24 protein-coding genes are annotated in these 25,586 nt (G+C 65.5%); 11 read left to right on the plus strand and 13 right to left on the minus strand.

What is annotated here, in order from left to right; translation table 11 throughout:
* The first annotated feature begins 99 nt into the window (after positions 1-99).
* Positions 100-1,272, plus strand: a complete 1,173-nt coding sequence (locus ACTUWL_RS21830; RefSeq protein WP_021080668.1) for a thiolase family protein — start codon at positions 100-102, stop codon at positions 1,270-1,272.
* A 73-nt stretch (positions 1,273-1,345) separates the two neighbouring features.
* Here the strand turns inward: ACTUWL_RS21830 and ACTUWL_RS21835 are convergent, their stop codons facing one another.
* Positions 1,346-1,804, minus strand: a complete 459-nt coding sequence (locus ACTUWL_RS21835) for a MarR family winged helix-turn-helix transcriptional regulator (protein WP_021080667.1) — start codon at positions 1,802-1,804, stop codon at positions 1,346-1,348.
* Between the two features lie 81 nt (positions 1,805-1,885).
* Here ACTUWL_RS21835 and ACTUWL_RS21840 point away from each other — a divergent pair, with 81 nt between their 5' ends.
* Positions 1,886-3,319: an MFS transporter gene (locus ACTUWL_RS21840; RefSeq protein WP_021080666.1), complete on the plus strand. Its 1,434-nt coding sequence runs from the start codon at positions 1,886-1,888 to the stop codon at positions 3,317-3,319.
* A gap of 176 nt (positions 3,320-3,495) precedes the next feature.
* Entirely contained in the window at positions 3,496-5,160 is a 1,665-nt protein-coding gene (locus ACTUWL_RS21845) for a mucoidy inhibitor MuiA family protein (RefSeq protein WP_021080665.1), read from the plus strand.
* 48 nt (positions 5,161-5,208) lie between these two features.
* On the opposite strand, the gene ACTUWL_RS21850 is transcribed toward ACTUWL_RS21845, so the two are convergent.
* The 6 genes from ACTUWL_RS21850 to hemP form a co-directional block, all read right to left on the minus strand.
* Positions 5,209-5,652 (minus strand): hypothetical protein, encoded by a 444-nt coding sequence (locus ACTUWL_RS21850; RefSeq protein WP_021080664.1) that lies wholly within the window; start codon positions 5,650-5,652, stop codon positions 5,209-5,211.
* 284 nt (positions 5,653-5,936) lie between these two features.
* On the minus strand, positions 5,937-7,289 hold the full coding sequence (locus tag ACTUWL_RS21855) for an esterase-like activity of phytase family protein (RefSeq protein WP_021080663.1): 1,353 nt from the start codon (positions 7,287-7,289) through the stop codon (positions 5,937-5,939).
* Positions 7,290-7,397: 108 nt separating this feature from the next.
* Positions 7,398-8,201 (minus strand): heme ABC transporter ATP-binding protein, encoded by an 804-nt coding sequence (locus tag ACTUWL_RS21860; RefSeq protein ID WP_021080662.1) that lies wholly within the window; start codon positions 8,199-8,201, stop codon positions 7,398-7,400.
* Complete coding sequence (locus tag ACTUWL_RS21865) at positions 8,198-9,298, minus strand: FecCD family ABC transporter permease (RefSeq protein ID WP_021080661.1); 1,101 nt, start codon at positions 9,296-9,298, stop codon at positions 8,198-8,200. Before ACTUWL_RS21865 ends, ACTUWL_RS21860 begins: the two co-directional genes overlap by 4 nt.
* Positions 9,295-10,245 carry a heme/hemin ABC transporter substrate-binding protein gene (locus tag ACTUWL_RS21870; protein WP_035652478.1) on the minus strand — a complete coding sequence of 317 codons (951 nt, stop codon included), beginning with the start codon at positions 10,243-10,245 and terminating at the stop codon, positions 9,295-9,297. Before ACTUWL_RS21870 ends, ACTUWL_RS21865 begins: the two co-directional genes overlap by 4 nt.
* 8 nt (positions 10,246-10,253) lie before the next feature.
* A complete protein-coding gene (gene hemP / locus ACTUWL_RS21875; protein ID WP_021080659.1) occupies positions 10,254-10,460 on the minus strand; it encodes a hemin uptake protein HemP in 207 nt (68 codons plus the stop codon).
* 250 nt (positions 10,461-10,710) lie between these two features.
* Between hemP and ACTUWL_RS21880 the strand changes: the two genes are divergently transcribed.
* The 6 genes from ACTUWL_RS21880 to ACTUWL_RS21905 all read left to right on the plus strand — a co-directional run bounded on the left by ACTUWL_RS21880 (position 10,711) and on the right by ACTUWL_RS21905 (position 16,131).
* A complete protein-coding gene (locus ACTUWL_RS21880; protein ID WP_021080658.1) occupies positions 10,711-13,059 on the plus strand; it encodes a TonB-dependent hemoglobin/transferrin/lactoferrin family receptor in 2,349 nt (782 codons plus the stop codon).
* A gap of 131 nt (positions 13,060-13,190) precedes the next feature.
* Positions 13,191-13,523, plus strand: a complete 333-nt coding sequence (locus ACTUWL_RS21885; protein ID WP_021080657.1) for an antibiotic biosynthesis monooxygenase family protein — start codon at positions 13,191-13,193, stop codon at positions 13,521-13,523.
* Between the two features lie 47 nt (positions 13,524-13,570).
* Entirely contained in the window at positions 13,571-14,044 is a 474-nt protein-coding gene (gene hutX / locus ACTUWL_RS21890) for a heme utilization cystosolic carrier protein HutX (protein WP_210256676.1), read from the plus strand.
* Positions 14,045-14,126: 82 nt separating this feature from the next.
* Entirely contained in the window at positions 14,127-14,855 is a 729-nt protein-coding gene (exbB, locus tag ACTUWL_RS21895; protein WP_291733372.1) for a tonB-system energizer ExbB, read from the plus strand.
* A gap of 3 nt (positions 14,856-14,858) precedes the next feature.
* Entirely contained in the window at positions 14,859-15,305 is a 447-nt protein-coding gene (exbD, locus tag ACTUWL_RS21900; RefSeq protein WP_021080654.1) for a TonB system transport protein ExbD, read from the plus strand.
* Positions 15,306-15,309: 4 nt separating this feature from the next.
* On the plus strand, positions 15,310-16,131 hold the full coding sequence (locus ACTUWL_RS21905; protein WP_021080653.1) for an energy transducer TonB family protein: 822 nt from the start codon (positions 15,310-15,312) through the stop codon (positions 16,129-16,131).
* Between the two features lie 129 nt (positions 16,132-16,260).
* On the opposite strand, the gene ACTUWL_RS21910 is transcribed toward ACTUWL_RS21905, so the two are convergent.
* The 4 genes from ACTUWL_RS21910 to ACTUWL_RS21925 form a co-directional block, all read right to left on the minus strand.
* A complete protein-coding gene (locus ACTUWL_RS21910) occupies positions 16,261-17,154 on the minus strand; it encodes a carbohydrate ABC transporter permease (RefSeq protein ID WP_021080652.1) in 894 nt (297 codons plus the stop codon).
* Positions 17,147-18,103: a carbohydrate ABC transporter permease gene (locus ACTUWL_RS21915; RefSeq protein WP_021080651.1), complete on the minus strand. Its 957-nt coding sequence runs from the start codon at positions 18,101-18,103 to the stop codon at positions 17,147-17,149. The genes ACTUWL_RS21910 and ACTUWL_RS21915 overlap by 8 nt, the downstream gene beginning before the upstream one ends.
* Before the next feature lie 131 nt (positions 18,104-18,234).
* Positions 18,235-19,581 carry an ABC transporter substrate-binding protein gene (locus tag ACTUWL_RS21920; RefSeq protein WP_021080650.1) on the minus strand — a complete coding sequence of 449 codons (1,347 nt, stop codon included), beginning with the start codon at positions 19,579-19,581 and terminating at the stop codon, positions 18,235-18,237.
* Positions 19,582-19,719: 138 nt separating this feature from the next.
* On the minus strand, positions 19,720-20,763 hold the full coding sequence (locus tag ACTUWL_RS21925; protein ID WP_021080649.1) for a C-terminal binding protein: 1,044 nt from the start codon (positions 20,761-20,763) through the stop codon (positions 19,720-19,722).
* Positions 20,764-21,042: 279 nt separating this feature from the next.
* On the opposite strand from ACTUWL_RS21925, the gene ACTUWL_RS21930 reads away from it, so the two are divergent.
* Positions 21,043-22,728 carry a methyl-accepting chemotaxis protein gene (locus ACTUWL_RS21930; protein WP_021080648.1) on the plus strand — a complete coding sequence of 562 codons (1,686 nt, stop codon included), beginning with the start codon at positions 21,043-21,045 and terminating at the stop codon, positions 22,726-22,728.
* 260 nt (positions 22,729-22,988) lie between these two features.
* Here the strand turns inward: ACTUWL_RS21930 and ACTUWL_RS21935 are convergent, their stop codons facing one another.
* Positions 22,989-23,372 (minus strand): nuclear transport factor 2 family protein, encoded by a 384-nt coding sequence (locus ACTUWL_RS21935; RefSeq protein ID WP_021080647.1) that lies wholly within the window; start codon positions 23,370-23,372, stop codon positions 22,989-22,991.
* Between the two features lie 117 nt (positions 23,373-23,489).
* Here ACTUWL_RS21935 and ACTUWL_RS21940 point away from each other — a divergent pair, with 117 nt between their 5' ends.
* Complete coding sequence (locus ACTUWL_RS21940) at positions 23,490-24,446, plus strand: LysR family transcriptional regulator (protein ID WP_106940070.1); 957 nt, start codon at positions 23,490-23,492, stop codon at positions 24,444-24,446.
* 12 nt (positions 24,447-24,458) lie between these two features.
* Here the strand turns inward: ACTUWL_RS21940 and ACTUWL_RS21945 are convergent, their stop codons facing one another.
* Entirely contained in the window at positions 24,459-25,400 is a 942-nt protein-coding gene (locus ACTUWL_RS21945) for a DMT family transporter (RefSeq protein WP_021080645.1), read from the minus strand.
* Between the last annotated feature and the right edge of the window lie 186 nt (positions 25,401-25,586).

Genomic DNA, 25,586 nt, shown 5'->3' on the forward strand with positions numbered 1-25,586 from the left:
CGTTCCGGGGCCTCCGGTATTGCTGTTGCGCCCGCCGAAAAATGTGTACGAACGGGCCACGACACGCCACAATGACCGTCATCTCAGAGGGAGAAAACAATGCGTGAAGCCGTAATCGTTTCCTATGCGCGCACCGGCCTGGCGAAGTCCGGCCGTGGCGGATTCAACATCACCCCGCCGATGTCACTCGCCGCGCACGCCATCAAGCACGCGGTCGACCGCGCCGGCGTCGACAAGGAATATGTCGAGGACTGCTATCTCGGCAATTGCGCGCATGGCGCGCCGAACATCGGCCGCCAGGCCGCGCTGCTCGCCGGCCTGCCGAAGTCGACCGCCGGCGTCTCGGTGAACCGCTTCTGCTCGTCGGGCCTGCAGACCATCGCGATGGCCGCGAACTCGATTCGTTCAGATGGTTCTGATTGCATCGTCGCCGGTGGCGTCGAGAGCATCTCGATTCCCGGCGGCGGCTCGCCGAAGGAATCGATCGATCCGGACCTGCTCAAGACCGCGCCCGACATCTTCATGGCGATGATCGATACCGCCGACATCGTCGCCGAGCGCTACAAGCTCAGCCGCGAATACCAGGACGAGTATTCGCTGGAGTCGCAGCGCCGCATGGCCGCCGCGCAGCAGGCCAACAAGTTCAAGGACGAAATCGTCCCGATGAAGACCAAGATGAAGGTGGTCGACAAGGCGACCAAGGCCGAGACGATCGTCGACTACGTGGTCGATCGTGACGAATGCAATCGCCCCGAGACCACGCTGGAAGGTCTTGCCAAGCTCGAGCCGGTCAAGGGCCCGGGCAAGTTCGTCACCGCCGGCAATGCCAGCCAGCTCTCGGACGGCGCCGCTGCCGTGGTGCTGATGGAGGCCAAGGACGCAGAGAAGCGCGGCCTCAATCCGCTCGGTCGCTTCGTGGCATGGGCCTCGGCCGGCTGCGAACCCGACGAGATGGGCATCGGCCCAGTGTTCGCGGTGCCGAAGCTGTTGAAGCGTCACGGCCTGAAGATCGACGACATCGATCTCTGGGAGCTCAACGAGGCGTTCGCCAGCCAGTGCCTTTACTCGCGCGACCAACTCGGCATCGATCCCGAGAAGTACAATGTCAACGGCGGCTCGATCGCGATCGGCCATCCGTTCGGCATGACCGGCGCCCGGCTCACCGGCCACCTCTTGCAGGAAGGCCGCCGCCGCAAGGCCAAGTGGGGCGTCGTGACCATGTGCATCGGCGGTGGTCAGGGCGGCGCCGGCCTGTTCGAGATCTATAGCTGAGCGCGATCAATACTGATTGCATGAGAACGAGCGGTCCGGCGGTAACGCCGGGCCGCTTTTCACTTGAAGTCGATCAAGCCGCCGGCAGATCCGCCGCGCGCTCACCGAATTCGAGCGCAGCGACCAGTTCGAGCGTCTGCCTGAGATCTGCGGCCTGCCCGGCGCCAAACGCCGTCTCGAAGCGCTCCTGCGCCTCGAGCCAGGCGGACCGCGACTCATCGAGCCGCGCTTCGCCGCGTTTGGTCAGCCGCACCAGCCGGCTGCGGCGGTCATTCTTGTCGACGGTGATGGTCAAAAGGCCGTCGCGCTCCAGCGGCTTGAGGTTGTGATTGAGCGCGGTGCGATCAAGCACCAGCGCTGCGGCGAGTTCCCCCATCGTCGGCGAGCCCGAGCGTTTGACATAGGCCAGAATGGCCCGTTGCGTGCCGCGCAGCCCTGACGTCGCAAGGATCTGATCGTAAAGCTGCGACACCCGCCGCGTCGCCTTGCGCAATGCCGTGAGATTACACCGACTGGTTTCGATCTTCGCCATCACCGCCTCCAATACGCTTGACATATACATGCATATGCACCTAATAGCAATAGATGCATATGCACTTATACGGGGGATGCGATGTCGGAGATCGAGGCGGAGACGATCGGGCCGGCTACCGCAACTGACGCGCGGCCGCGGGTTCGGGTTGCAACGGCCTCACCGCGTCTGGTCCTCGCGATCGTATCGGTCGGCATCTGCCTCGCAAATCTCGATTTGTTCATCGTCAATGTCGGGCTGCCGATCATCGCGCAGGAATTCCGCGGCGCCTCGCTCGAGGATCTGTCCTGGATCCTCAACGGCTATGCGATCGTCTATGCGGCGCTCCTGGTGTTTTTCGGCCGTCTGGCGGAGCGCCACAGCCGCAATCTGAGCTTTCTGCTCGGCGTTGCGCTGTTCACGGCGGCGTCGGCGGCCTGTGCGCTCGCGCTTAACGTCGAATTGCTGGTCGTTGCCCGCGTCGCGCAGGCCGCCGGTGCCGCGTTGATGACTCCGACCTCGATCGGCCTGCTCCTGGCGTCGTTTCCGCCCGACCAGCGGGCAGGTGCGGTGCGGACCTGGACCGCGATCGGCGGACTTGCGGCCGCGCTCGGGCCGCTGGCAGGCGGCGTGCTGGTCACCTTCGACTGGCGCTGGATCTTCATCGTCAATGTTCCGATCGGCGTCGTCGCACTGATCATCGGCTGGCTCAAACTGCCCGAAGTGCCCGGCCACGACGTGCCGCGTCCGAGCTGGTGGGCGGCGCTGCTGGTGACCTCCGGCATCGGCGCGCTGACATTCGCCATCGTGAAGGCGAATGACTGGGGATGGAGCTCGCGAGGCGTCGTGCTCGGCTTTGCCGTCGCGGGCCTCTCGCTCGCCGCGTTCGCGTGGCACTGTCTCCGTTCGAAGAACCCGTTCGTCGATCCCGCACTGTTTACGGTCAGGCCGTTCACCGGTGCGACGCTGGTCATGGCGCCTTACTCCGCGGCATTCGGCGCGATGCTGTTGTCGGTGGCGCTGTGGGAGCAAACCGTGTGGGGGTGGTCGGCGCTCAAGACCGGCCTTGCGATCGCGCCGGGTCCGCTGCTTGTTCCGTTCACGTCTCTGTTGTTCGCCGGTCGCCTGATCGCGCGATTTGGTGCGGCCGCCGTCGTGTCGGTCGGCATCATGTCGTTCGCGGCCGGCCTTATGATCTGGGCAACGTGGCTTGGTGCAGACCCCGACATGCCTGCTTTTGTGGCGGGTATGATGCTCACGGGTGTCGGCGTCGGGCTGACCTTTCCGACCCTGATGGGCGTCGGCGCCGGCTCGCTGCCGCCGTCGTCGTTCGCGACCGGCTCCGGCGTCATCAACATGATCCGGCAGGCTATGCTTGCGATCGGCGTCGCGATCTTTGTCGCGATCCTGGCTACGCCGGCCACGATGGCTGACAGGATCGCGGCATTCCAGCGCGGCTGGTGGATCATGATCGCGATCACCATTGCCGGCTTCGTGCCGAATTACCTGTTCATTAGGCGCAGATCGGATCACTAGCGCCCGAAAACATCGCCGCGCCATCTGGCAGCCGCGGCGGCGCCATGCTCGCGCCGCACGGAAACCTCAATCGAACCAGTCTCTTCCTTGTTGCGTCTCACCACGAGAAGCGGCGCGCCTTCGCGTTTGGCGCACCGTTCATCTCACGCGATGCGGCGTTTTCCCGGAGGGATGTGATGCGAAGGACTGCGAATTGTCTTGTGACCACCAGCCTGGTGCTGGCGGGCGCGCTGGTTGTCGGGCCGCTCCACGCGGCCGATCTCGATACAGCGTCGCAGGTCGACGCCGTCACCGTCTATCCGGATGGCGCGAGCGTTACCCGCGTCATCACGCTGGATCTGCCAGCCGGAGACAACACGCTCATCGCGAAGGATTTCCCGATGGGGCTCGATCCATCCTCGCTCCGGGTCGAGGGCGATGCCGGCGCCAAGCTGACGATCGGTGCCATCGACGCGCGGCCGCCGCACCTGGTGCCGCCGGTCAACCTGCCCGACATCGACAAGCGGATCGAGGCGCTGAGGGATCAGCGCGAGGATTTGCAGGGGATCATCAGCTCGGCCGAGGCGCGGCGCAAATTCGCCGAGCACTTCGCCGAGGCCGCGCCGGTCGGGATCGGCGAGAAGGGCGAGGCACGCCCGGTCAGCGAATGGCGGGCGGCGTTCTCTGCGGTGGCGGATGAAGTCGCAACCGCCGACAGCGCGATCCGCGACGCCACGCGCAAGCAGCGCGACATCGACCGCGAACTGGCGCGCCTGGAAGCCGACCGCGGTGCCAAGCCGCCGAGCCACCTCGAGGTACGGATCGAGCTTGCCTCCGCCGCTGCTACCAAGGCTACCCTGCGGGTGACCTATGCGGTGCGGAATGCGCGCTGGATGCCGATTTACGACGCCCGTCTCGATACCGGCACCAAGGACCGCAAGCCTGCGATCGAGCTGGTGCGTCGCGCCGAGATCACCCAGTCGACCGGCGAGGACTGGTCGAATGTGGCGCTTGCGGTCTCCACCGTGCGGGTTGCGCGGGGCGGCAACGCGCCCGAGCTCAATTCACTGCTCGTGCAATACCCGCAGCCGCCGCGGCCGCTGCCGTCGGCCAGCATACGGTCGCGTGAGGCCGTGGCGCCTGCGCCGCAGGCCGATATGGTCCAGCAATTCCGCTTCAATGGCGGGTCGACCTTTGGGGAACAAGAGGCGACGGCGGAAATCGGCGCCTTCCAGGCCTCCTTCAAGATCCCCGGCCGCGTCAGCGTTTCAGCCAATGAAGGCGCCAAGAGCCTGCGCATCGCGACGGCGACGATCACCCCCGATCTCGCGGTCCGCGCCGTCCCCGTGCTCGATCCGACCGCGTTCCTGGAAGCGAGCTTCGTGCAGGCCGACGACGCGCCTCTGCTGCCGGGGCAGGTCTCGATCTACCGCGACGGCATCTTCGTCGGCCGCAGCCGGATGGTGACGGCCGCCAAGGACGAGACCGTGCGGCTCGGCTTCGGCGCCGACGACAAGGTCAAGATCGAGCGCACGGTGGTGAAGCGCAACGAAGGCTCGGCCGGCCTGATCGTGACCACGTCGAAGACCGACGAGCGTGCGTTCAAGACCACGGTGCGCAACGGCCACGACTTCCCGATCAAGGTCGCGATCCAGGATCAGCTCCCGGTCAGCGAGAACGACGACATCGTGGTCGAGATGCTGCCCTCCTCGACGCCTGCGACCACCACCAATCTGCGCGACAGGCGCGGCGTGCTGGAATGGGCGTTCGAGGCCAAGCCCGGCGAGATCAAAGACATCAATTTCGCCTGGCGGATGCGCTGGCCGAAGGACAAGGGCGTCGTGATGGTGCCGGCGGGCTGACCTGCGTCGGCCGCCGCTGATTGCCGCCGATGCGTGCGAGAGCGCCGGTTAGAAGCCGGCGCTCTCCTCGAGCCATTGCTGATCGTTCCAGCGCGCGCGACGGTCGAGGGCATGTGCGCGAACATCGTCCATGAAGCGCACCTTGCTGGCGAGTGCTGCGAGGAAAGCTACGATCGCCGCGATCCACGGCCACAGATACATCAGCAGCGAGGCGGGTATCTGGTTGGCGAATCCCGCTTGCAGCGCCCCCGTTGCGAAATAGGCCAGTACGGCCCAAGCAAGGGCCAGCATCGTGGCCACGACCTGATAGGTGTTCTGATGAAGCCGCACCAACCATCGCATCAGGCACAAATAGGCAAGGTAAACGATCACGCCGAGCATCAAGGCGACGCATGGCGGGGGCAGGCCCCAGCTTTGGTCCCAGGCCAGGTATGCAATGAAGCCCGCGGCGATCAGCGCCTCAATGTACGTCAAAATGGATTTTTCGCCCATGATTTGCCCCGCAGCGATTCAGTATCGGCGAAGGCTATCATCATCTAGCGCGTTGCTAGAAGTGCAATTGTGAGACAACCTTCGGATTGGTTTGGTCTGACGGCTCGCGCGGCCACCGGCGCAGGAGGACCGGACCAGCCTTCGCATACGCACTGTCATGCCCCGCCTTGAGCGGGGCATCCAGTACGCCGCGGCCTATCAGTTGAACTCGAACGCCTCTGGAATACTGGGTCGCCCGGGCGAGCCGGGCGACGACAGGCGTGTATGCGGCGAGTGTGACCGCCTCACTTCGCCTTCAGGAAGTCGCCGACCTCGAGCAGCACGAACTCGTCGTCATCGGCCTTGTTCGGATCGCGGCTCGAGGAGAACGGCAGGTTGTTGTCGTTGCCGACGATGATGTGGGTGTCGTCGACCCGATCGACGTTCTCGATGGTGAAGAACGGGAAAGTGTAGACGCCGTCGTTGAGCGGCTTGCGGGCCTTCTTGTTCGGATCGCGGATCTTCATCAGGTCGATATAGGCGACCTTGCGCACCGGCTTGCCGATATTGGCATCCGACAGCTCGATCTTGTAGACGCGCTTGAACCTGGCGAGATCGGGGAAGCAGTTCTCGCCGCGCTGGCCTTGCGGGCAGGCCTTGTCGGCGGTGCCTTCGCCATTGTCGCGCTCGATCACGAGGCCCTGGGTCGGGTCGATCATGTTGAAGTCGCCGATCGCATTGCCGTTCTGCTCGAACACATATTGCCAGTAGCGCCCGGTGAACTTCTCCGCCGCGACGTCGAATTCGAGGATGCGCGAGGCTTCCTTGCCGTCGACCTTCTCCCAATCCTTCTTGTCGGCATCCCACAGCGGTCCTTCGAGCAGGCCGTACAGGAACTTGCCGTCCTTGGAAGAGGCAAAGCCCTCAAAACCCTTGGAGCGGCGCAGATTGACGTTGGTGTAGGTGGCGCCGGGCGCGCCGGGCGACTGCACCGCCCAGTGATCCGGCGAGCGCACCGGCTTGCCGTCGGCGACGGTCTCGAACACGGCGAGGATCTTGCCGGTCTTGTCGGCCTTGAGGATGTAGGGCCCGAACTCGTCGCCGATCCAGAACGTGTCGTTGATGATCTGGAAGCCCTCGGTGTCGAAGTCGGCGCCGGTGAGATAACGCTTGGCAGTGTCCTCATGCACGATGCGGAACGGCACCTTCTTGTCGGGATCGTGCAGGAACACGGTCTCCTGCCGCTCGATCTTGCCGCCGGCCCAGTCCATCTTGTAGCGGTTCAGATACAGCATCGAGTCCGCCGAGTTGTAGCGCGAGCCCATGCCGTTGTCGGTGATCACCCAGAACGTGCCGTCGGGCATTGCCTTGATGCCGGAATGGCCCTGCAGCGGCTGGCCCTTGAACGGCAGCGACACGCCGGTCGGCCGCTCGTAGGACTTGCCCATCACAGTGCCGATGGCGTCGACGCGCTTGCCGGTGGTGTATTTGCCCGAGGTCTTCAGATCGGCCGGCGCATCGGCGGGGGCGTCGATGAAGCTCTCGGCCGGCATCACGGCGTGACCCGCCAGCGTCGCCGGGAATTCGCCTTCGCCCTGCGCGAACGCCGGTGCGGCGAGCAGGATCGAGGCGACGGAACAGAGCAGTGACAGGCGCATGGTTGATCTCCCAAAGGACAAACGATGCGGTGTTCTCCGGGGCGCCTGTTACAGCCCGCTGACAGTTTTGTGAATCGCCGATGTTGCGACGGGATAAGCCTTGCGGCCTTACGTCGCCTTGCTCGCCGGCCGCATGGTTTGCGGCAGCAGGAACGGCACGCCGCTTGCGGTGTGGTCGATCGCGGCGTCGATTTCGAAGATCTGCCGGAGCGTGTCGGTCCGCATGGCGGCGGCGCGGTCGCCGTCGACGGCAAGCCGCCCGCGATGCAGCAGCAGGATACGGTCGGCGAACCGCATCGCAAGGTTGAGGTCGTGCAGGATCGCGATCACGGCGGTGCCGCGCGCGGCGCGCCGCCGCGCGGTCTCGACCAGGTCGATCTGATGCCGCAGATCGAGGCTCGATGTCGGTTCGTCGAGCAGCAACAGCCCCGGCCCATGCAGCGCCTCGCCGCAGGCGAGTTGGACCAGCACGCGGGCGAAATGCGCACGCTGCTGCTCGCCCCCGGACAGCGTCGGCAATTGCCTGGAACGGAAATGCGCCAGCCCGACCTCGTCCAGCGCCGCCCTGACCAGGCCACGCGCCGCCGTGCGCGGGCTCTCGCCGGCGCCCATGCTGACGATTTCCTCGACCGTGAACGGGAAGGTGACGTTGACGTGCTGCGACAGCATCGCGCGGTGCTGCGCCAGCTCGCGCGGACCGTAGCCGTGCAGGTCGCGCTCTTTGAGCCTGGTCGTCCCGCGGGATGGCTTTAGATCGCCCGACAGCATCCGCAACAGGGTCGACTTGCCGGCGCCGTTGGGGCCGACGATCGCCACCATCTCGCCGGCGCCGATCCGGAGCGATATCGCGTCGACCAGGGTCGTACCGCCGACGGTCATGGACACTGACTGGGCCTCGAGCAGCGCCGTCATAGCGACACCAGCCCGCGCTGGCGCAGCAGCATGGCGAGGAAGAAGGGCGCGCCGATCGCCGCGGTCAGGATGCCGATCGGCATTTCCGCCGGCGCCACGATGGTGCGTGCCACCGTGTCGGCGCCGACCAGCAGGATGGCGCCGAGCAGCGCCGACGCCGGCAGCAGCAGGCGATGCGAGGGGCCGATCACCAGCCGCAAGAGATGCGGCACGACGATGCCGACGAAGCCGACCACGCCGCAGACCGAGACCGCGACGCCGGTCATCGCCGACACCAGCACGATCGAGATCCGCTTCAGCCGTTCGACGTCGACGCCGCTGTGGAATGCCTCGGCCTCGCCGAGCACCAGCACGTCGAGCCCGCGCGCGATCGAGAGGCAGGCGATCAGCGCAACGCCCAGCACTGGCGCCAGCGTCGTGAGCTTGCTCCAGGTCGCGCCGCTGAGCGAACCCAGCAGCCAGAAAGTGATATCGCGAAGCTGGCGGTCGTCGGCGACGAACACCAGAAGCCCGATGCCGGCATTGGCGATCGCGGCAATCGCGAGCCCGGCGAGCAGGAAGATCGCAATCGACGTGCGGCCGCCGCGGCTGGCGATGGCATAGAGCACGATGGTCGTGAGCAGCGAGCCGGCAAAGGCCGCGATCGGCAACAGCTGGTGCTGCAGGAAGCGCAGGCTCTCGCCGAGCTGGCTGTCGGTGAACACGATCGCGGCCGCGGCTGCAAACGCACCGCCGGAGGAGACGCCGACCAGCGCGGGGTCGGCGAGGGGGTTGCGGAACAGGCCCTGCATGATCGTGCCTGATACGGCAAGGAGCCCGCCGACCATCGCGGCTGCCGCGATGCGCGGGATCCGGATCGACCACACCACAAGCTGGTCGCGCGCGAGCAGCGGGTTGGCCGTGCCGTCCGCCCATAGCCCGAGCGCGGCCGGAAGCCGTGCCATCGGAATGCCGGCAGCCCCGACCGTCAGGGCGGCCAGCGCGGTCCCTGTGAGCACTGCAAGCAGGCAGAGCAAAGTGAGTGTCGCCGCAGGCCGCGGCGACATACCGGTGCGGCGTTGTTTCGCCCGCGCGCCGCGCCCGGCCAGCACGCTCATTGCCGGCAGTTCGCGGTCAGCGCCGCCGGCTTGAAGTTGCCGGCCTCCGGCGCCAGCGCCGGGTAGAGCTTGACCGAGAGATCGCGGGCTGCAGTCGCGGTGCGCGGTCCGAAACCGAGGAGATAGAGTCCTTCCATCGAGATGAAGGCCTTGTTGGCGGCGACCGGTGTCAGCGCGAAGGCCGGATGCGCGAACACCGCCTCCGAAGTCAGCGAATCCTTGCCGCGATCGATCGACAACACAACATCCGGCTTCGCCGCCACGATCGCCTCGTCATTGACGGGCTTGTAGCCATCGTAGCCGTCGATCGCGTTGACGCCCCCGGCGAGCTGGATGATCTCGTCGGCGGCGGTCTTGCGGCCCGCGGCCAGCGCCCGGCCGTTCAACATCGACATCACGAACATCACGCGCACCGGCTTCGTCACCTTGGCGCGCAGCGTGCGCAGTTGCGCGAGATCGTTTTCGACTGCGGTGGCCAGGCAGGCAGCACGTGGTTCAGCGCCCATGGCGTGACCGACCAGCCTGATCTTCTCGACCAGCCCGGCCTCCGAGAAGGTTTCCGGCACCAGCACCAGCGGCACCTTCGCCGCCTCCAGCACGTCCATGGTTTCCTTCGGCCCGGAGCCCTGCACCGCGAGCACCAGCGACGGATGCAGGCCGAGCACGCCCTCGGGCGACAGCTGGCGCATATAGCCGACATCGGGCTTTTCGCGCAGCGCTGCCGGTGGATAGAGGCTGGTGGCATCGACGCCGGCGATGCGATCCTCGAAGCCGAGCGCATAGAGGATCTCGGTGATCGCGCCGCCGATCGAGACGATCCGCGAGGGATCGTCGATCACGACGTCGCGGTCGCGTGCGTCATGCACGGTGATGCCCTCGGCGGTCGCCGTGCCGATCTGCAGCAGACAGGAGAGCGCGAGCAAAGCGAGCGTGCGGCAAATTGTCATCGGGGGCATCATTTCGTCAGGATCAGCTTGTTCTGCGAGGTCAGCCGCAAGCGGTAATGCTCTTCGCCATGCACGATGATGATCTCGCGTTCGGTCGAGAACAGGTCGCGGCTGTCGAGGCGATTTCCGCGCATCACGAGTGTTTTCGCGGCGTCGGACGCGGGTTCGGCCTGCTTTTCGGCCGCGCCGATGTTGTCTCCGGAAGTTGCCGACATCTCGTGGTGCTGCGCCTTCGAAATCTTCAAATGGTGTCTGCTTGTACAAGGGGGCGAAGGCGCATTCCAACGGCCGCACTTTACAATCGATATAAACAGCGGCGCCGCATTCTTGACCGTTTTGTTGCCGGCCCGTAACCAATCATCACGCGATGCAGGCGGGTGGCTTGCGTTGCAACGTAGCCAGCAAGCCGCTCTCCGGAGCGCACGCCAGCCAATCCAGAAATACGATGATCAGGCTGGGGCTGGAATGGCTGACGGGGCTGGGGTTTCGCGCGCCTTGATATTGGGTGCGTCGGTGTTTTCATTTGCGGCGGCATTGCCGCAGAGCGGTTTGGCGCAAACGTCTGACGCTTCGGCGGCGCGTCCCGCGACTGAGCGGCCGAAGCAGGCCAAACGCAAGCCGAAGCCTGCGGCCGAGCAGCAAGCGGCGGCGCAGCCTGTGGCGAATGCGCGCGCGCAGATCGGCGCGGTGCCGGTGCAATCGCTCGACACCATCACCGCCGTGGCATCCAAGACCGAGGAGCGCGCGATCGATGCGCTGGCGCCGGTCAGCTCGGTCACCCTGGAGAAAGTTCAGGGCCTGCAGCCCAACCGGCTGTCCGATATCTTCTACAACGTGCCCGGAGTCTCGTTCCAGGAGCGCGGCGACGATCCGGCGACCGTCGTCAATGTCCGTGGCCTGCAGGATTTCGGCCGCGTCGCGGTCGTCGTCGACGGCGCGCGGCAGAACTATCAACGTACGGGCCACAATGCCAACGGCTCGTTCTTCCTCGATCCGGAACTGATCGGCGGCGTCGACGTGGTGCGCGGCCCGACCGCGAACATCTACGGCTCCGGCGCGATCGGCGGCGTGGTCTCGTTCCGCAGCAAGGACATCGACGACGTGCTGCGTCCCGGCGAGCGCTGGGGCGTCGACATGTCGGGCTCTTATGGCTCCAACAAGGACCGTGGCATGGGTTCGGTGTTCGGCGGCGTTCGCGCCGACCCGAATGTCGACGTGTTCGGCGGCGCGGTCTATCGCACCCAGAGCAATTACAAGGACGGCGCCGGCACCGAGATCGGCAACACCGGCAACGACATCGCGGCCGGACTGATGAAGGTGACGATCCGCCCGGCCGAAGGCCACGAGTTCAAGATCGGCGGCATCTTCCAGGACTACCAGTACAATATCGGGCAGCCGAACCGCGGCCCGACCACGACGGCGGCGCCGCTGGCGGCGATCGCGGGCTCCTCGGTCTACGCCTCCGATGCCAGGAACTACACGGGCACGCTGAGCTGGAAATACTCCAAGCCCGACGACATGCTGTTCGACTGGAATATCTCGGTCTATGGCAACCGCACCGACAACGATCAGGTCAAGACCTACAACAACCGCATCACCACGGGTGGCGGCGTCTGCGCGCTCGCCAATCCCGGCAACAACATCTCCGGCTGCGTCGGCGACAAGCGCGGCTACTCGCTCGACACCGTCGGCCTCGACGTCAACAACACCACGCGCTTCAATTTCGGCGACTGGCGCAACGCCGTGACCTACGGTTTCGACGCCTTCCGCGATGATGTCGAGACTTTCGATTCCCGCGGCAATTCCAATATCACGACGCCGGGCGGCCAACGGACGGTGTCCGGCGGCTTCGTGCAGCTAAAACAGAATTATTCGACCTGGCTCGAGCTGGTCAGCGCCGTTCGCTACGATCGTTACGAACTCAACTCGCTCAACACGACGACCAGCGGCGACCGGCTGTCGCCGAAGATCACGCTCGGCGTCACGCCGGTAACCGGCTTCACGCCCTATGTGAGCTACGCCGAAGGCTATCGCGCGCCGTCGATCACGGAGACGCTGATCTCGGGCGGTCATGCCACCGGCGGCGGACCGGCGCTGTTCAACTGCCCCGACGGCACCAGCGGCCTGTTCTGCTTCCTGCCGAACGCGGCGCTGCGGCCCGAGGTCGGCAAGAACAAGGAAGCCGGCATCAACCTCAAGTATGACGGCATCTTCACCGCGAACGACTCGTTCCGCGGCAAGATCAATGTGTTCCACAACGACGTCGACGGCTATATCGACCTCGTCGCGTCGAGGCCGACCACGACGCCGTTTGGTCGCTTCAGCCAGTTCTATCAGTATCAGAACATCGCCCACGCCCGCATCGAAGGCTTCGAGCTCGAGACGATGTATGACGCGGGTGACTGGTTCGTGGGCGTCGCCGGCCATCTGATGCGCGGCCGCAACACGGCGACCAATGTCGGGCTCGCGACCATCACGCCGCGCAAGGTGACGACGACGGGCGGCGTCCGTCTGCTCGACCGCTCGCTGATCATTGCCGCGCAATGGTCCTCTTTCGGCGCCAACAACGATCTGCCGGCGGGCTATCTGCCCTCGACCGGTTACGAGTTGGTCAATCTCTACCTGACCTGGAACGCCACCAAGGACATCACCTTCACGGCGTCGGTCGACAACCTCTTGAACCAGTACTACCGGCCCTACGCGATCCCGGGCTCCTCGACCGACGGCACGACGCAGAACGACGTGCTGTTCTCGAGCCCCGGTCCGGGCACCGTCTACAAGGCCGGGCTCAAGATTCACCTTGGTGGAGCGTAACGCGACGAGCCGGTCATTCCATCCAGGTTGCTCCGGCCGCGCTGGTGCCCCCAGCGCGGCTTTGGCGCATTCATGATATCAACGAGATCAACCGGCAGGATCAGTCCGCCGACAAGCAGGAGAAGGCTTTCATGTTCATCGCAATGAACCGGTTTCAGGTGATCAAGGGCAAGGAGCAGGCGTTCGAGACGGTCTGGAAGACGCGCGAGTCCTATCTCGGCGATCTGCCGGGCTTCATCGAGTTTCATCTGGTGAAGGGTCCCGAAGCCGAGGACCACACGCTCTATGCGACCCACACCGTATGGGCAAGCAAGGCGGCGTTCGAGGATTGGACCAAGTCGGATGCGTTCCGCCGCGCCCATTCCCGCGCCGGCAACGAGACCGGCGGCAGCCTCTATCTCGGCCATCCCAAATTCGAGGGCTTTGAGGTGCTGATCACCGAACGCGCGAAGAGCCCGGCGTGACGGAGGCAGCCGTGCAGGACGCGGAGCTTGCCGGGTTGAAGGCCTACATGGCCGACAATCCCGGCGCTGTCATCGAGGATGTCGCGCGCGAGCGCAAGGTGACGCCGCGCGCGGTGCTCGAGGCGCTGCCCGCGGGCATGGTGCGGATCGGCGCCGGCGAATTCGCCGGCGCGATGCAGGACATCGCGGAGTGGGGCGAGGTGACGCTGATCGTGCATACCGACGACGCGATCTTCGAGTTCACCGGCGCCATTCCGAAAGGCGAGGTCGGCCGCGGCTATTTCAACCTGATGCAGCCGAAGGGGCTGCATGGCCATCTCAGGCATGAGCGCTGCGCGGCGATCGCGTTCGTCGAGCGCCCGTTCATGGGCAAGGTGTCGGCCTTCATCGCTTTCATCAACCGCGACGGCGGCATCATGTTCAAGGTGTTCGTCGGCCGCGACGAGGCGCGCGCGCTGCGCGGCGATCAGCTGGCGCGTTTCCACGCACTGGCGGACCGTCTCGCGCCGCAGGCGGGCTGATGCAAAACGGGGACGGGAGGCGACCATGTCGCAGCGCTGGCTTGTGCGAAGCATCTGCATAACGGCGTGTGCCGCGCTCGGCATGCCGCCGGACGTCGCACTTGCTGCATCCGACGCCGCGCTGCTACCGCGCAACCTCTCGCCCTGGGGCATGTTCGAGAGCGCCGACATCGTCGTGAAGGCCGTGATGATCGGGCTCGCCTTCGCCTCGCTGGCGACCTGGACGATCTGGCTCGCCAAGACCGTCGAGATCCGCCGCAAGACCGTGCTGGCCCGGCAGCGGATCGGCCAGCTCGAGCGCGACACCCAGCTCGCCGAGGTCGAGCAGGCGAGCCGCGACGGCAACGATGCGGTGGCGCAAATCATCCAGTCGGCGTCGCGTGAGGCCACGCTCTCCCGCGGCATGTTCGACGACGGCTTCAAGGAACGCATCGCGCTGCGGCTCGAGCGGGTCGAAGCGGCGATGTCGCGGCAGATCGCGCGCGGCACCGGCGTGCTCGCAACCATCGGCGCCACCGCGCCGTTCGTCGGCCTGTTCGGCACGGTGTGGGGCATCATGAACGCCTTCATCGGCATTTCCGAGGCCCACACCACCAATCTCGCGGTTGTTGCGCCTGGAATCGCCGAGGCGCTGCTCGCAACCGCGCTCGGGCTCGTCGCCGCGATCCCGGCGGTCGTGATCTACAATCACTTGACCCGTTCGATCGCGGGCTACCGCGCGCTGCTCGGCGACGCCTCCGTCATGGTGATGCTGCTGGTGAGCCGCGAGGGCGACCGCAGCCTGTTCCGGCTGGCGCGCGCCGCGGAGTGAGCGATGGGCGTCAAGCTTGGCACTGGCGGTGCGTTCGGTGGCCGGCGTCGCGGTGACGACGACCTTGTCGAGGCGCATGAGATCAATGTCACGCCGTTCATCGACGTGATGCTGGTGCTGCTGATCATCTTCATGGTGGCGGCGCCGCTCGCCACCGTCGATCTCGGCGTCGATCTGCCGGCCTCGACAGCCGAGCCGCAGCCGCGGCCGGACAGACCGGTGTTCGTCACGGTGAAGCCGGATCTGTCGGTCGCGGTCGGCGAGGAGGTGATCGCGCGCGATACGCTGACGTCGGCTCTCGACGGCGCCACGCAAGGCAAGAAGGACGAACGCATCTTCCTGCGTGCCGACAAGGCGGTCAGTTACGGCGACCTGATGGAGGTGATGAACCTGCTGCGCAATGCCGGTTACCTCAAGGTCGCGCTGGTCGGCCTCGACGGACGAAGCTAGTTCGATGAACGCCTATGCGCTGCATGATTCCGGCGGTGACATCTGTCTGAGACGCTGGGGTCTGTCGGCGGCCGCGATCCTGGCAGCGCACGCTGCGATGATCGGGCTCGGCATGAGCTGGGTCTCGTTGCCGCCGCCGGGTGTCGCGGTGCCGGCGGTGCTGGTCGACCTGACGCCGATCACCTCAGCGCCGGAGATTTCAGAGACCGAACTGCCGCCGGGTCCGGCGATGCAGGAGGCCGATGCCGCGCCGCCCGAGCCGGCCGCCGCGCAGGCCGTGCACGAGGAGCTCGCGCCGACGCCGTTGCAGGAGAAGCCCGAGGTCGCCGCGCCGCCGGAGCAGAAGCCGCAGGTCACGCCGCCGAAACCCGAGCCCACGAAGGTTGTTCCGGAGCACAAGACTGAACCCGTCAAGCCTAAGGTCGTGCGCCGGGATGCGAAGAAGCCGTCCGAGGCGACGCCGGCGCCGCGCACCAGTGCGCCGAGCCGCGCCGAACGCCGGGCTCCGGCGGCGTCCGCGATCAGCGCGGGGGCGGCGGCATCGGCGATCGCAGCCTACAACGCGCGTGTCCGCGCGCATCTGCTGCGCTTCCATTCCTATCCGGCCGGCGGCAACGGCCAGCGCGGCGTGGTCCGCCTGGTGTTCACGCTCGGCCGCGGTGGGCAGGTGCTGTCGAGCCATCTTGGCGGCTCCTCCGGCAATCCGACCTTCGACGCGCGGGCGCTGGCGATGGTGCGCCAGGCCCAGCCGTTCCCGGCGTTTCCGGCTGATATTACGCAGGGCTCGATGGGTTTTTCCGTGCCGGTCGCGTTCGTGCCGCGGTAACATCCCAGCTCATTCTAATCGGGCTAGCGGGTTCTATATTCCGTCATGCTTCGAGGCTCGCTCCGCTCGCACCTCAGCATGACGGGGATAGATTGGGTTCGCTTCAACCGCTCGCGGCCCGGAGCTCTGCTACTCCTTCACCGCGCCGGTCAGCGACGACACGTAGTAGTCGACGAACAGCGAGTAGAATAGCGCGACCGGCAGCGAGCCGAGCAGGGAGCCGGCCATCAGCGCACCCCACTGGTAGACGTCGCCGGTGACGAGCTCGGTCAGGATCGCGACCGGCACCGTCTTGTTGGCGCCGCTCTGGATGAAGGCGAGCGCGTAGATGAACTCGTTCCAGGACAGCGTGAAGGAGAAGATGCCGGCCGAGATCAGGCCGGGCACCGCAAGCGGCAAGGTGATCCGCCACAGGATCTGCAGCCGCGTCGCGCCGTCGACCAGCGCACATTCCTCGAGCTCATAGGGGATCGACTTGAAATAGCCGATCAGCAGCCAGGTGCAGAACGGCACCAGGAAGGTCGGATAGACCAGGATCAGCGCCAGCGGCGAATCGAACAGGCCGAACTGCACGATCACGGTGGCGAGCGGAATGAACAGGATCGACGGCGGCACCAGATAGGCGAGGTAGATGCCGAGCCCGACATAAGGACTGCCGCGGAAGCGCAGCCGCTCGATCGCGTAGGCGGCGAGCGTCGAGGCGAACAGCGACAGGAAGGTCGAGCCGATCGCGACCAGCATGGTGGTCTTCAGCCAGCGTGGATACGAGGTGTCGAACAAGAGGTGCTTGACATGCGCGAGCGTCGGCGAGGTGATCCAGAACGGATTGTGCGCCTTGTGGTTCAAGAGCTCCGCGTTCGGCTTGAACGACGTGACCGCCATCCAGTAGAACGGGAACAGCAGGATCAGGATGAAGCAGGCGAGCGGCAGATAGATCATCACCACGCGCCGGGCGCGGCTATCCCACGCCATCGTGTCGGGGGTGGCGCTGGCGACGTTGGATTGGGCCGCAACGTCAGTCATTGGCTTCTCCCTGCTGCCATTTGCGGCGGGCGAGGCCGAAGTAGCTGAACAACGTCGCGAACACCAGGAACGGGATCATCGAGACCGCGATCGCGGCGCCCTCGCCGAGCTCGCCGCCGGCGATGCCGCGCTGGAACGCCAGTGTCGCGAGCAGATGGGTCGAGTTGACCGGGCCGCCGCGGGTGATGGCGTAGACCAGCTGGAAGTCGGTGAAGGTGAAGATGATCGAGAATGTCATCACGATCGCCAGGATCGGCATCATCATCGGGAAAGTGATGTAGCGGAAGCGCTGCCAGGAGGTGGCGCCGTCGAGCATCGCCGCCTCATAGAGCGAGGGCGAGATGGTCTGCAGCCCGGCCAGCAGCGAGATCGCGACGAACGGGATACCGCGCCAGATATTGGCCGCGATCAGCGAGAACCGCGCTGGCCAGGGCGACCCGAGGAAGTCGACATTGCTGTCGCGCAGGTGCAGCACGTCGACCAGCAGATAGGAGATGATCGAGAACTGCGGATCGTAGATCCACCAGAACGCCAGCGCGGACAGCACCGTCGGCACGATCCACGGCAGCAGCACGATGGCGCGGATCAGGCTCTTGAACGGGAAATGGTTGTTGAGCAGGAGCGCCAGCCAGAAGCCGAGCGCGAACTTTCCGAAGGTTGCGACCGCGGTGTAGAAGACCGAGTAGAACACCGCGTTCCACCACAGGGGATCCTTGAGCAGATACTGGAAGTTCTCGAGCCCGACATAGATGCCGCGCTGGCCGATCGTGGTGTCGGTGAAGGCGAGCCAGATGCCTAGGCCGAGCGGATAGGTGAGGAACACCAGCAGCAGGCCGATCGCGGGCGCCAGGCACATCACGATCAGGAACGGCTTGTAGTCGAACAGGCGCGCGAGCCAGCCGGGCTGGCGAAGTGCCGCGCCGCGTGAAGGGAAGGTGGTTACGGACATTGAATGCTCGTCTTGTCGTCATTGCGAAGAGCGAAGCGACGGCGCAATCCATTTCTCCCTGGTGGCGCGATGGATTACTTCGCTTCGCTCGCAATGACGGTTGATTGAGTTTCGCAGTTCAATGGCCGCCGCTACCGGCCCTGCCGCCGGAAGTACCGCTTGGCGCGCTGCTCGGCCTCCGCGGCGGCGGCCTCCGGCTTTGCCGCATCGGTCGCAACGGAGGCGCACATCTGCACCAGCACGTAGTCGGCGTTGACCGCGCCAGTCGCGGTCGAGATCGGTCCCTTGTAGCCGTTGTAATAGGGGCTCCTCATGGTGTCCTTGAAGATCGCGACCTTGGGGTCGCTCGACCACACCGCGGCATTGGCGTAGGCGGCGAGCGGCTGCGACCAGTAGCCGGAGTTGGCATTGAGCCAGGGCTCGTACTGCTCCTTCTCCAGCATGAACTGCAGGAGCGCCTTTGCCGCATTGGGATACGGACTGTGCTTGAACACCATCGCATTCAGGGTCAGGCCCGACATCGGCGAGGTCGATGCCAGCCCCTTGGGCAGAAACTGATGCTCGGTGTCGTCGGCCACTGCCTTGGTGGCGGGATCGTTCTTCAGCGAGAAGTACAGCGAGACGCCGTTGGCGGTCAGGCCGATTTCCTGCGACGAGTAGGCGCGGTTGTTGGAGACGTCGTTCCAGGACGGCGTGCCGGCGATGAAGGTCGGATAGAGTTCCTTCAGGTATTTCAACGCGGCGATCGTTTCCCTGCTGTTGATGATGATGTTGCCTTCCTCGTCCAGCAGCGCGGCATTATGCGACCATAGCAGCCAGTTGGCGAAGCCGTTGCCGTCGCCGACGGCATTGCCGAGCGCGAAGCCCGCCGGCTTGCCGGCCGCCTTCAGCTTCTTGCAGAGCTCGAGGTAGCCGGCGTGGTCTTCCGGCACCTTGTCGAAGCCGGCCGCATTGACCAGCGACTTGCGATAGACCAGCGGACCGCCCGAGGCGCCGAACGGCAGGCCGATCCAGCTTTGCGACTTCGAGCGCATGCCATAGCGTTTTGCGAGCGCAAGCCAGCCGCCGTAACGCTTGTCGAGATAATCGGCGACGTCGGTCAGTTCGATCAGCTTGTCGACATAGATGTGCGGCGCATCGCCGAAGCCGATGATGATATCGGGACCGGCGCCGGAGTTCGAGGTCACCGCAGTCTGCTGGTTGATGTCCTCCCAGCCGACGAAGTCGACCTTGATCTCGACGCCGGTCTTGTCGGTGAACTTCTTGGCGTTGGCGCGGAACACGTCCTCGTCGGCTTGAACGAAGCGCACCGGCCGCAGCATGCGCAGGGTCGCGCCGTTCTCGATCGGCAGCGACGGCGCCGCCACGTCCGCAGCCTGGACCTTCGATGCGTCCTGCGCCGAAGCACCGGTGATGGCCAGTGCCGCCGCGGAAGCTCCCAGCGCCAGCGCGTCGCGACGCGTGACCTCGTACGTCATGTCGTTTGCACTCCCTGCCTGTTTTTTTGCTTCCTTCCCGGCGTTGGCCGCCGGCGAAGGGCCTTGTCGTCTCGGTGCGCTCGCCGCGCGAAGGACCGATCTCGTAAGACGAGCCTTCGCGTGAAGCGCGCGTTCCGCCTAACTGTTCGGACCGCGATCCATGCTGACGGGCTGCCAGCGGCGCAGCGCGGTGTTTTGCAGCACCGACGGGTTGACGCAGCTTACCGGCCACATGCCTTGCAGCACTAGTGACAATTCGTAGCCCACCCGGCGCTTGCGCGCCTCGTCAAAACGTGCCGATGCCGAGGCGACGTGGGCGGTCAAGGTAACATTGTCCATCCCGAGCATCGGATTGTTGTGCGACGGCGGCTCCTTCTCCAGCACATCGAGCGCGGCGTGGGTGATCCAGCCCTCCTGCAGCGCCTTGATCAGCGCCTCCTCGTCGACGGTCGCGCCGCGGCCGGTGTTGATGAAGACGGCTGACTTTTTCATCTGGCGAAAATGCTTCTCGGTCAGCATGTGGTGCACTTCGGGACGCGCCGGGGCGTGCATCGAGACGAAATCCGATTGCGACAGTACCTCCGACAGCGTCGAGGGGATCACGCCGTGGTCGTACATCAGCGTTTCCTGGATGAACGGATCATAAGCCATCATCCTGAGACCGAACGGCGCCGCGCGCTTGGCCACCGCGCGGGCGACGCGGCCGAACGAGATGAAGCCGAGGGTCTGGCCCATCAGCCGCGGAATCTTCAAGAGCGCCGGGCGGCCCTCGGCCCAGCGGCCGCTGCGGACCATCTTGTCCTGCTCGATCAGGCGGCGGAAGCCTGCGAGCAGCAGCATCATGGCGTGGTCGGCGACCTCCTCGATGAAGGTGTCGGGGATGTTGGTGACCGGGATGCCGCGCGCGGTCGCGGCCTTGACGTCGACGGAATCGACGCCGACGCTGCCGAGCGTGATCACCTTGCAGTTCTCGAGCGCGTCGATCACCGCTTTGGTGATCGGCATGCCCTTGGCATAGATCGCATCCGCGGTCTTTGCCGCGGCGATGAACTCGGCCTCGTTGGCCGGCGCCTCGACGATCTCGGCGCCGATCGGATCGAGCGCCTCGCGCTCATAATCATAGCCGCCGCCGGCGACCGTGAAGCTTGCGCCCTTCGGCGTCACCACCCTGAATTTCGACATTGTCTGCTCCCGATGTGAGGTCTTCTGTTCTTGATTGTTGCTTCTTGCTGGGTTCGCTTCTTGGTCTTCTTGCTTCTCCGAGCGCTGCTCGCTTCGCCGCTTTCGCCTACTTGTACGCGAGCGGGGTGGTCCTCTCCACAATTGCCGGTTGGTCCGCCGCCCGATTCTCCGGGCTACTACGGGGAACCAGCGTAACCATCAGGTAAAGGGTCTCACATTACGGTGAGCGGAATCAATCCGCCAATCGCGTCGCGTTCCCCGCCTCTCCTGGAGATCCCCGTGAAGCTGTCAAATCTGAAGATCACCCCCAAGCTCGGCATTCTGGTGGGGGTGACCCTCCTTGGTCTGTGCACGGCCGGCATTCTCGCCGGACACTTGATGCAGCGTGAGATGACAAATGCTCGCATCGACCAGGCCAAGGCCATCGTCGAGATGGCGAAGAACATGGCGGCAGGCCTGAAGAAGGAAGTCGACGCCGGAAAGATGACCAAGGAAGCGGCAATCGCAGAGCTGGGCAAGCACGGCAACGCGATGACCTACGATAACGGCGCCGGCTATCTGTTCGGCACCGACTACAACGGCATCACGGTGCTGGCGCCCGATCCGAAGCAGGTCGGAACCAACCGCATGGAGGTCGTGACCAATGGCCGCAAGCTGTCGTGGGAGCTGATGAACGGCGTCAAGGCCAATGGCGATATCCTGCTGTTCTATGATTATGTGAAGCCCGGCCAGGAGACCCCGATCCGCAAGCTCGGCTACGCCGTCGCGGTCCCCGGCTTCGACATGTATATCGGCACCGGCGCCTATCTCGACGACATCGACGCCAAGATGCGCCCGATTGCCTGGTTGCTTGGGCTCGCGATCATCGGCATCGGCGTCATCTCGAGTTCGGTCGCCTGGCTGATCGGCCGCAGCATCTCCGGTCCGCTGAATCTGCTCGGCAGCCGCATGCGCGACATTGCCGACGGCAAGCTCGACGGCGACATCCCTGGTGTCGGCCGCGGCGATGAGGTCGGCGGGATGGCTGCGACCGTGCAGATCTTCAAGGACAATGCGATCCGGATCCGCGGCCTCGAGCAGGCCGAAGCCGAAGCGCAGGCGCGCGCCACGGCCGAGCGCCGCAGCACGATGCAGAACCTGGCGAGCGATTTCGAGCGCAGCGTGAACGGCATCGTCCGTACGGTGGCCTCCGCCGCCGCCGGCATGCAGACCACGGCGCAGTCGATGACCGCGACCGCCAGCGACGCCAGCGCGCGGGCGGCGACGGTCGGCGCCGCATCCGACAGCGCCTCCAACAATGTCGGCACCGTCGCCGCGGCGGCCGAGGAGCTCTCCAGCTCGGTTGCGGAAATCTCCCGCCAGGTGGCGCGTTCCAGCGAGGTCGCAAGCCAGGCAGTCGCCGATGCCGAGCGCACCAATGCGACCGTGCAGGCGCTGTCCACCGGCGCCGAGAAGATCGGCGAGGTGGTCAAGCTGATCCATTCGATCGCCGCCCAGACCAATCTGCTCGCGCTCAACGCCACCATCGAGGCGGCGCGCGCAGGCGAATCCGGCCGTGGTTTCGCGGTGGTCGCCTCGGAAGTGAAGGCGCTGGCCAACCAGACCGCGAAGGCGACCGAGGAGATCTCGGCGCAGGTCGCCGCGATGCAGGCCTCCACCGGCGAGGCGGTGACCTCGATCGGCGGCATCACCGCGACGATCGCGCAGATGAGCGAGATCACGGCGTCGATCTCGACCGCGATCGACCAGCAGGGCGATGCGACGCGCGAGATCGCGCGCAACATCCAGCAGGTCGCGGCCGGCTCGAGCGAGATCTCCGCCCATATCGGCGGCGTCACCACCGCGGCCGCCGCCACCGGCACCGCGGCGGGCGACGTGCTGTCGAATGCGCGCGAACTCGACACCCAGTCCGGCATGCTGCGCAGCGCGGTCGACGAGTTCCTGCAGAAGGTGCGCGCGGCGTAAGGCCGGCGCGATCAATCGACATCGTTACGATGCCCGGGCCTTGCCCGGGCATTCGTGTTTGGAGCGGCCTGCTGCTTCCCGATCCCGGCGCCGGCGATCAGCCTCTCGCACAGCACCAGCCGATCAGGGAGGCGCTGCCAAAATATCGAAAACAACCCCATGCAAAGGCAGGGTGACGGCGGGCCTACGACCAGCCGACTTGACATGTCGGGCAAATCAGTGTCATATTTCTAATATTCCGAAATTGACTGCGGGGGGCGTTACGAGCCCTCCGGAAACACCTGCGCGACGTGAAAAGCCTTGGTGGTGATCAGCCACCTGCCGTCGATGCGATGAAACACCAGATGGTCGATGAAGCCGGTCTGGCCGGCCCTGACGCGCACCTTGGCGATGGCCAGATCGGGCGAGGTCTGGTCGATGCTGATGATGGCCTCCTCGCGCGGCGATTTCATCGACGCCGGCGACGGACGGCTCCGGATGAAGTCGCGGAATTCTGCCGCCGACCGCACCGTGTGCTTGCCGTCCCGGATGCCGTGCACGATGGCGGCATCGGCGAACACGTCGCGGAAACGGCTGTCGTCGACGTCATACATCAGATCGAAATATCCATCGATCGCGGATGCGATGGCCTGGATGTCGCTCATTGCAAATCTCCTCAGTTGATGAGGGGGCGGTGACCTCATCTGCGCCGACAGTGGCCGATATGGTGGCGGAGTGCTACGACTGGACGGTCATCTCTTGGATGACTGAGAGGCATCGGCATGGACGAAGTTGACGGTCGGCTGGTTGGCGGCCTGGTGGTCCTCGCGGCGCTGGCGGATGCGCGCAGTTTTGGCCGCGCCGCCGAACGGCTCGGCATGACGCAATCCGGGGTCAGCAAGGCGATCGCCAAGCTCGAGGCGCGCCTCGACACGCGGCTGGTTCACCGCACGAGCCGTGCCGTCGAGCTCACCGAGGAGGGACGCGCGCTGGTCGAACGGGTTGCCGCGCATCTGGCCGGGATCGGCGAGGCGGCGGCGGCGACCTCGAAATCGCGCGATGCGGTCCGCGGCAGGCTGCGGGTCAATGTCGATCCGCTGTTCTCCCGCATGGTGCTGTCGCCGAAGCTGAGCGAGTTCCTGCTGCAAAATCCGGGCATGGAGCTGCGGATCGAGACCCGCGACCGGATCGCGGACCTGGTCAGCGACGGTTTCGACCTGGCGGTGCGTTTCGGCGAGCCGGCGCCGTCGGCGCTGATTGCGCGCCGCGTGCTCGATGCGCGCGTGCTCACCGTGGCCTCGCCGATCTATCTCGAACGACACGGCCGGCCGCGTGATCCGCGGGAGCTCGCGAGCCGCGATCATCAGTGCATCCACGCGATCGACGCGGCAACCGGACGCCCCTTCGATTGGGAGTTCTGGCGCGGCGGCAAGGTCGTGCCGGTCGTGGTCAACGGGCGGCTCACCGTGACCGATTCAGGAACCAAGCTCGGCGCTTGCCTGGCCGGCTTCGGAATCGCGCAGGTGATTGATCTCGGCATCGACGATCACTTGAGGAGCGGCGCGCTGATCGAGCTGTTTCCGGACTGGCCGGACGAGCGTTTTCCGCTCTACGTCTATTACGCCTCGCGCAACCACGTGCCGGCCAAGGTAAGGCGATTCATCGACTTCATCACGGACACGCTGGCGGCAAAGCCGCGTTCGCCACGCAAATCCGCCGGCTTGCGCAAGGTGAGCTAGCCATACCTGTGGCTAGTGCTTCGCCGAGCCCTGCCGTGAGGCGATGATGACGCCGGCGAGCACCAGGGCGTAGCCGATCAGATGAAACGGCGCCAGCGTTTCGCCGAGCAGCAGGATCGCCATCGCCGAGCCGAACACCGGCACCAGATGGAAGAACGGCGCCGCGCGGTTCGGGCCGATCAATGCGACGCCGCGGTTGAAGAACAGATAGGCGAGCGTGGACGGGAAGATCAGCGTGTAGCCCAGCGTGGCAAAGGTCAGGACGTCGAGCTTCAGCGTCACGCCGTTGGCGAATTCCCAGACGGCCACCGGCAGCAGCATCAGCGCACCACAGCAGGTGGTGAACGAGATCAGCGAGAGCTGATGGATCTTGGGCCGCCGCGGGATCAGCGCCGAGTAGAGGCCGAACGACACCAGCGAGGCGCCGAACATGATGTCGCCGCGGTTGAAGGAGATATTGGCGAGCGCCGAGAAGTCGCCGCGCAGGATGATGGTCAGCACGCCGGCGAGCGAGATCGCAATGCCGGCAAGCTGCGCCGGCGTCAGCCGTACGCCGAACAGGACCAGCGACCACAGCGCCACGAACAGGGGCCCTGCCGACTGAATCAGCAGGGCATTCAGCGCCTCGGTGTATTGCATCGCCCAGTAGGAGATCGCGTTGTTGAACGCGAAGCCGACCGCGGACAACAGCAGCATCAGCGGCAGCGCTTTGCGCAGCTTCGGCCAGTCCTCCTTCAGATGCGGCCAGGCGAACGGCAACAGGATCAGGAACACGCCGAACCAGCGGATCGTGGTCAGGGTGACCGGCGGCACATGGCTGCCGACATGCCGCGCCAGCACGATATTGGCTGCCCAGAACAGCGACGTCAGGCTGAGCAGCAGATAGGGCTGGTTGTTGAGCCAGTGCAGCGGAGTGCGGCGCGGGGTTGTGGCAGGTGCGGGCAAGGTGGTCATTGTTCGGTGGAGTTGTGCCCGAATCCGCTGCTGCGACAAGACGAAAGTGCGGATTGGAGCCATGCGCCGCCGAACTCGACAGCACTCGCGGCAGCACGAGAACGGGATTCCGTCATCCTGAGGAGCGCGTAGCGCGTCTCGAAGGATGCACGGCCCGGCTGGTGGCCGTCGACCCTTCGAGACGGC

It is taken from the genome of Bradyrhizobium sp. WCU1, from assembly GCF_053474805.1.

Bases quoted from the DNA above. Each gene is read 5' to 3' on its own strand.
- ACTUWL_RS21830 (WP_021080668.1), top strand. From the start codon at position 100: ATGCGTGAAGCCGTAATCGTTTCCTATGCGCGCACCGGCCTGGCGAAG.
- ACTUWL_RS21835 (WP_021080667.1), bottom strand. From the start codon at position 1,804: ATGGCGAAGATCGAAACCAGTCGGTGTAATCTCACGGCATTGCGCAAG.
- ACTUWL_RS21840 (WP_021080666.1), top strand. From the start codon at position 1,886: ATGTCGGAGATCGAGGCGGAGACGATCGGGCCGGCTACCGCAACTGAC.
- ACTUWL_RS21845 (WP_021080665.1), top strand. From the start codon at position 3,496: ATGCGAAGGACTGCGAATTGTCTTGTGACCACCAGCCTGGTGCTGGCG.
- ACTUWL_RS21850 (WP_021080664.1), bottom strand. From the start codon at position 5,652: ATGGGCGAAAAATCCATTTTGACGTACATTGAGGCGCTGATCGCCGCG.
- ACTUWL_RS21855 (WP_021080663.1), bottom strand. From the start codon at position 7,289: ATGCGCCTGTCACTGCTCTGTTCCGTCGCCTCGATCCTGCTCGCCGCA.
- ACTUWL_RS21860 (WP_021080662.1), bottom strand. From the start codon at position 8,201: ATGACGGCGCTGCTCGAGGCCCAGTCAGTGTCCATGACCGTCGGCGGT.
- ACTUWL_RS21865 (WP_021080661.1), bottom strand. From the start codon at position 9,298: ATGAGCGTGCTGGCCGGGCGCGGCGCGCGGGCGAAACAACGCCGCACC.
- ACTUWL_RS21870 (WP_035652478.1), bottom strand. From the start codon at position 10,245: ATGACAATTTGCCGCACGCTCGCTTTGCTCGCGCTCTCCTGTCTGCTG.
- hemP (WP_021080659.1), bottom strand. From the start codon at position 10,460: ATGTCGGCAACTTCCGGAGACAACATCGGCGCGGCCGAAAAGCAGGCC.
- ACTUWL_RS21880 (WP_021080658.1), top strand. From the start codon at position 10,711: ATGGCTGACGGGGCTGGGGTTTCGCGCGCCTTGATATTGGGTGCGTCG.
- ACTUWL_RS21885 (WP_021080657.1), top strand. From the start codon at position 13,191: ATGTTCATCGCAATGAACCGGTTTCAGGTGATCAAGGGCAAGGAGCAG.
- hutX (WP_210256676.1), top strand. From the start codon at position 13,571: ATGGCCGACAATCCCGGCGCTGTCATCGAGGATGTCGCGCGCGAGCGC.
- exbB (WP_291733372.1), top strand. From the start codon at position 14,127: ATGCCGCCGGACGTCGCACTTGCTGCATCCGACGCCGCGCTGCTACCG.
- exbD (WP_021080654.1), top strand. From the start codon at position 14,859: ATGGGCGTCAAGCTTGGCACTGGCGGTGCGTTCGGTGGCCGGCGTCGC.
- ACTUWL_RS21905 (WP_021080653.1), top strand. From the start codon at position 15,310: ATGAACGCCTATGCGCTGCATGATTCCGGCGGTGACATCTGTCTGAGA.
- ACTUWL_RS21910 (WP_021080652.1), bottom strand. From the start codon at position 17,154: ATGACTGACGTTGCGGCCCAATCCAACGTCGCCAGCGCCACCCCCGAC.
- ACTUWL_RS21915 (WP_021080651.1), bottom strand. From the start codon at position 18,103: ATGTCCGTAACCACCTTCCCTTCACGCGGCGCGGCACTTCGCCAGCCC.
- ACTUWL_RS21920 (WP_021080650.1), bottom strand. From the start codon at position 19,581: ATGACGTACGAGGTCACGCGTCGCGACGCGCTGGCGCTGGGAGCTTCC.
- ACTUWL_RS21925 (WP_021080649.1), bottom strand. From the start codon at position 20,763: ATGTCGAAATTCAGGGTGGTGACGCCGAAGGGCGCAAGCTTCACGGTC.
- ACTUWL_RS21935 (WP_021080647.1), bottom strand. From the start codon at position 23,372: ATGAGCGACATCCAGGCCATCGCATCCGCGATCGATGGATATTTCGAT.
- ACTUWL_RS21940 (WP_106940070.1), top strand. From the start codon at position 23,490: ATGGACGAAGTTGACGGTCGGCTGGTTGGCGGCCTGGTGGTCCTCGCG.
- ACTUWL_RS21945 (WP_021080645.1), bottom strand. From the start codon at position 25,400: ATGACCACCTTGCCCGCACCTGCCACAACCCCGCGCCGCACTCCGCTG.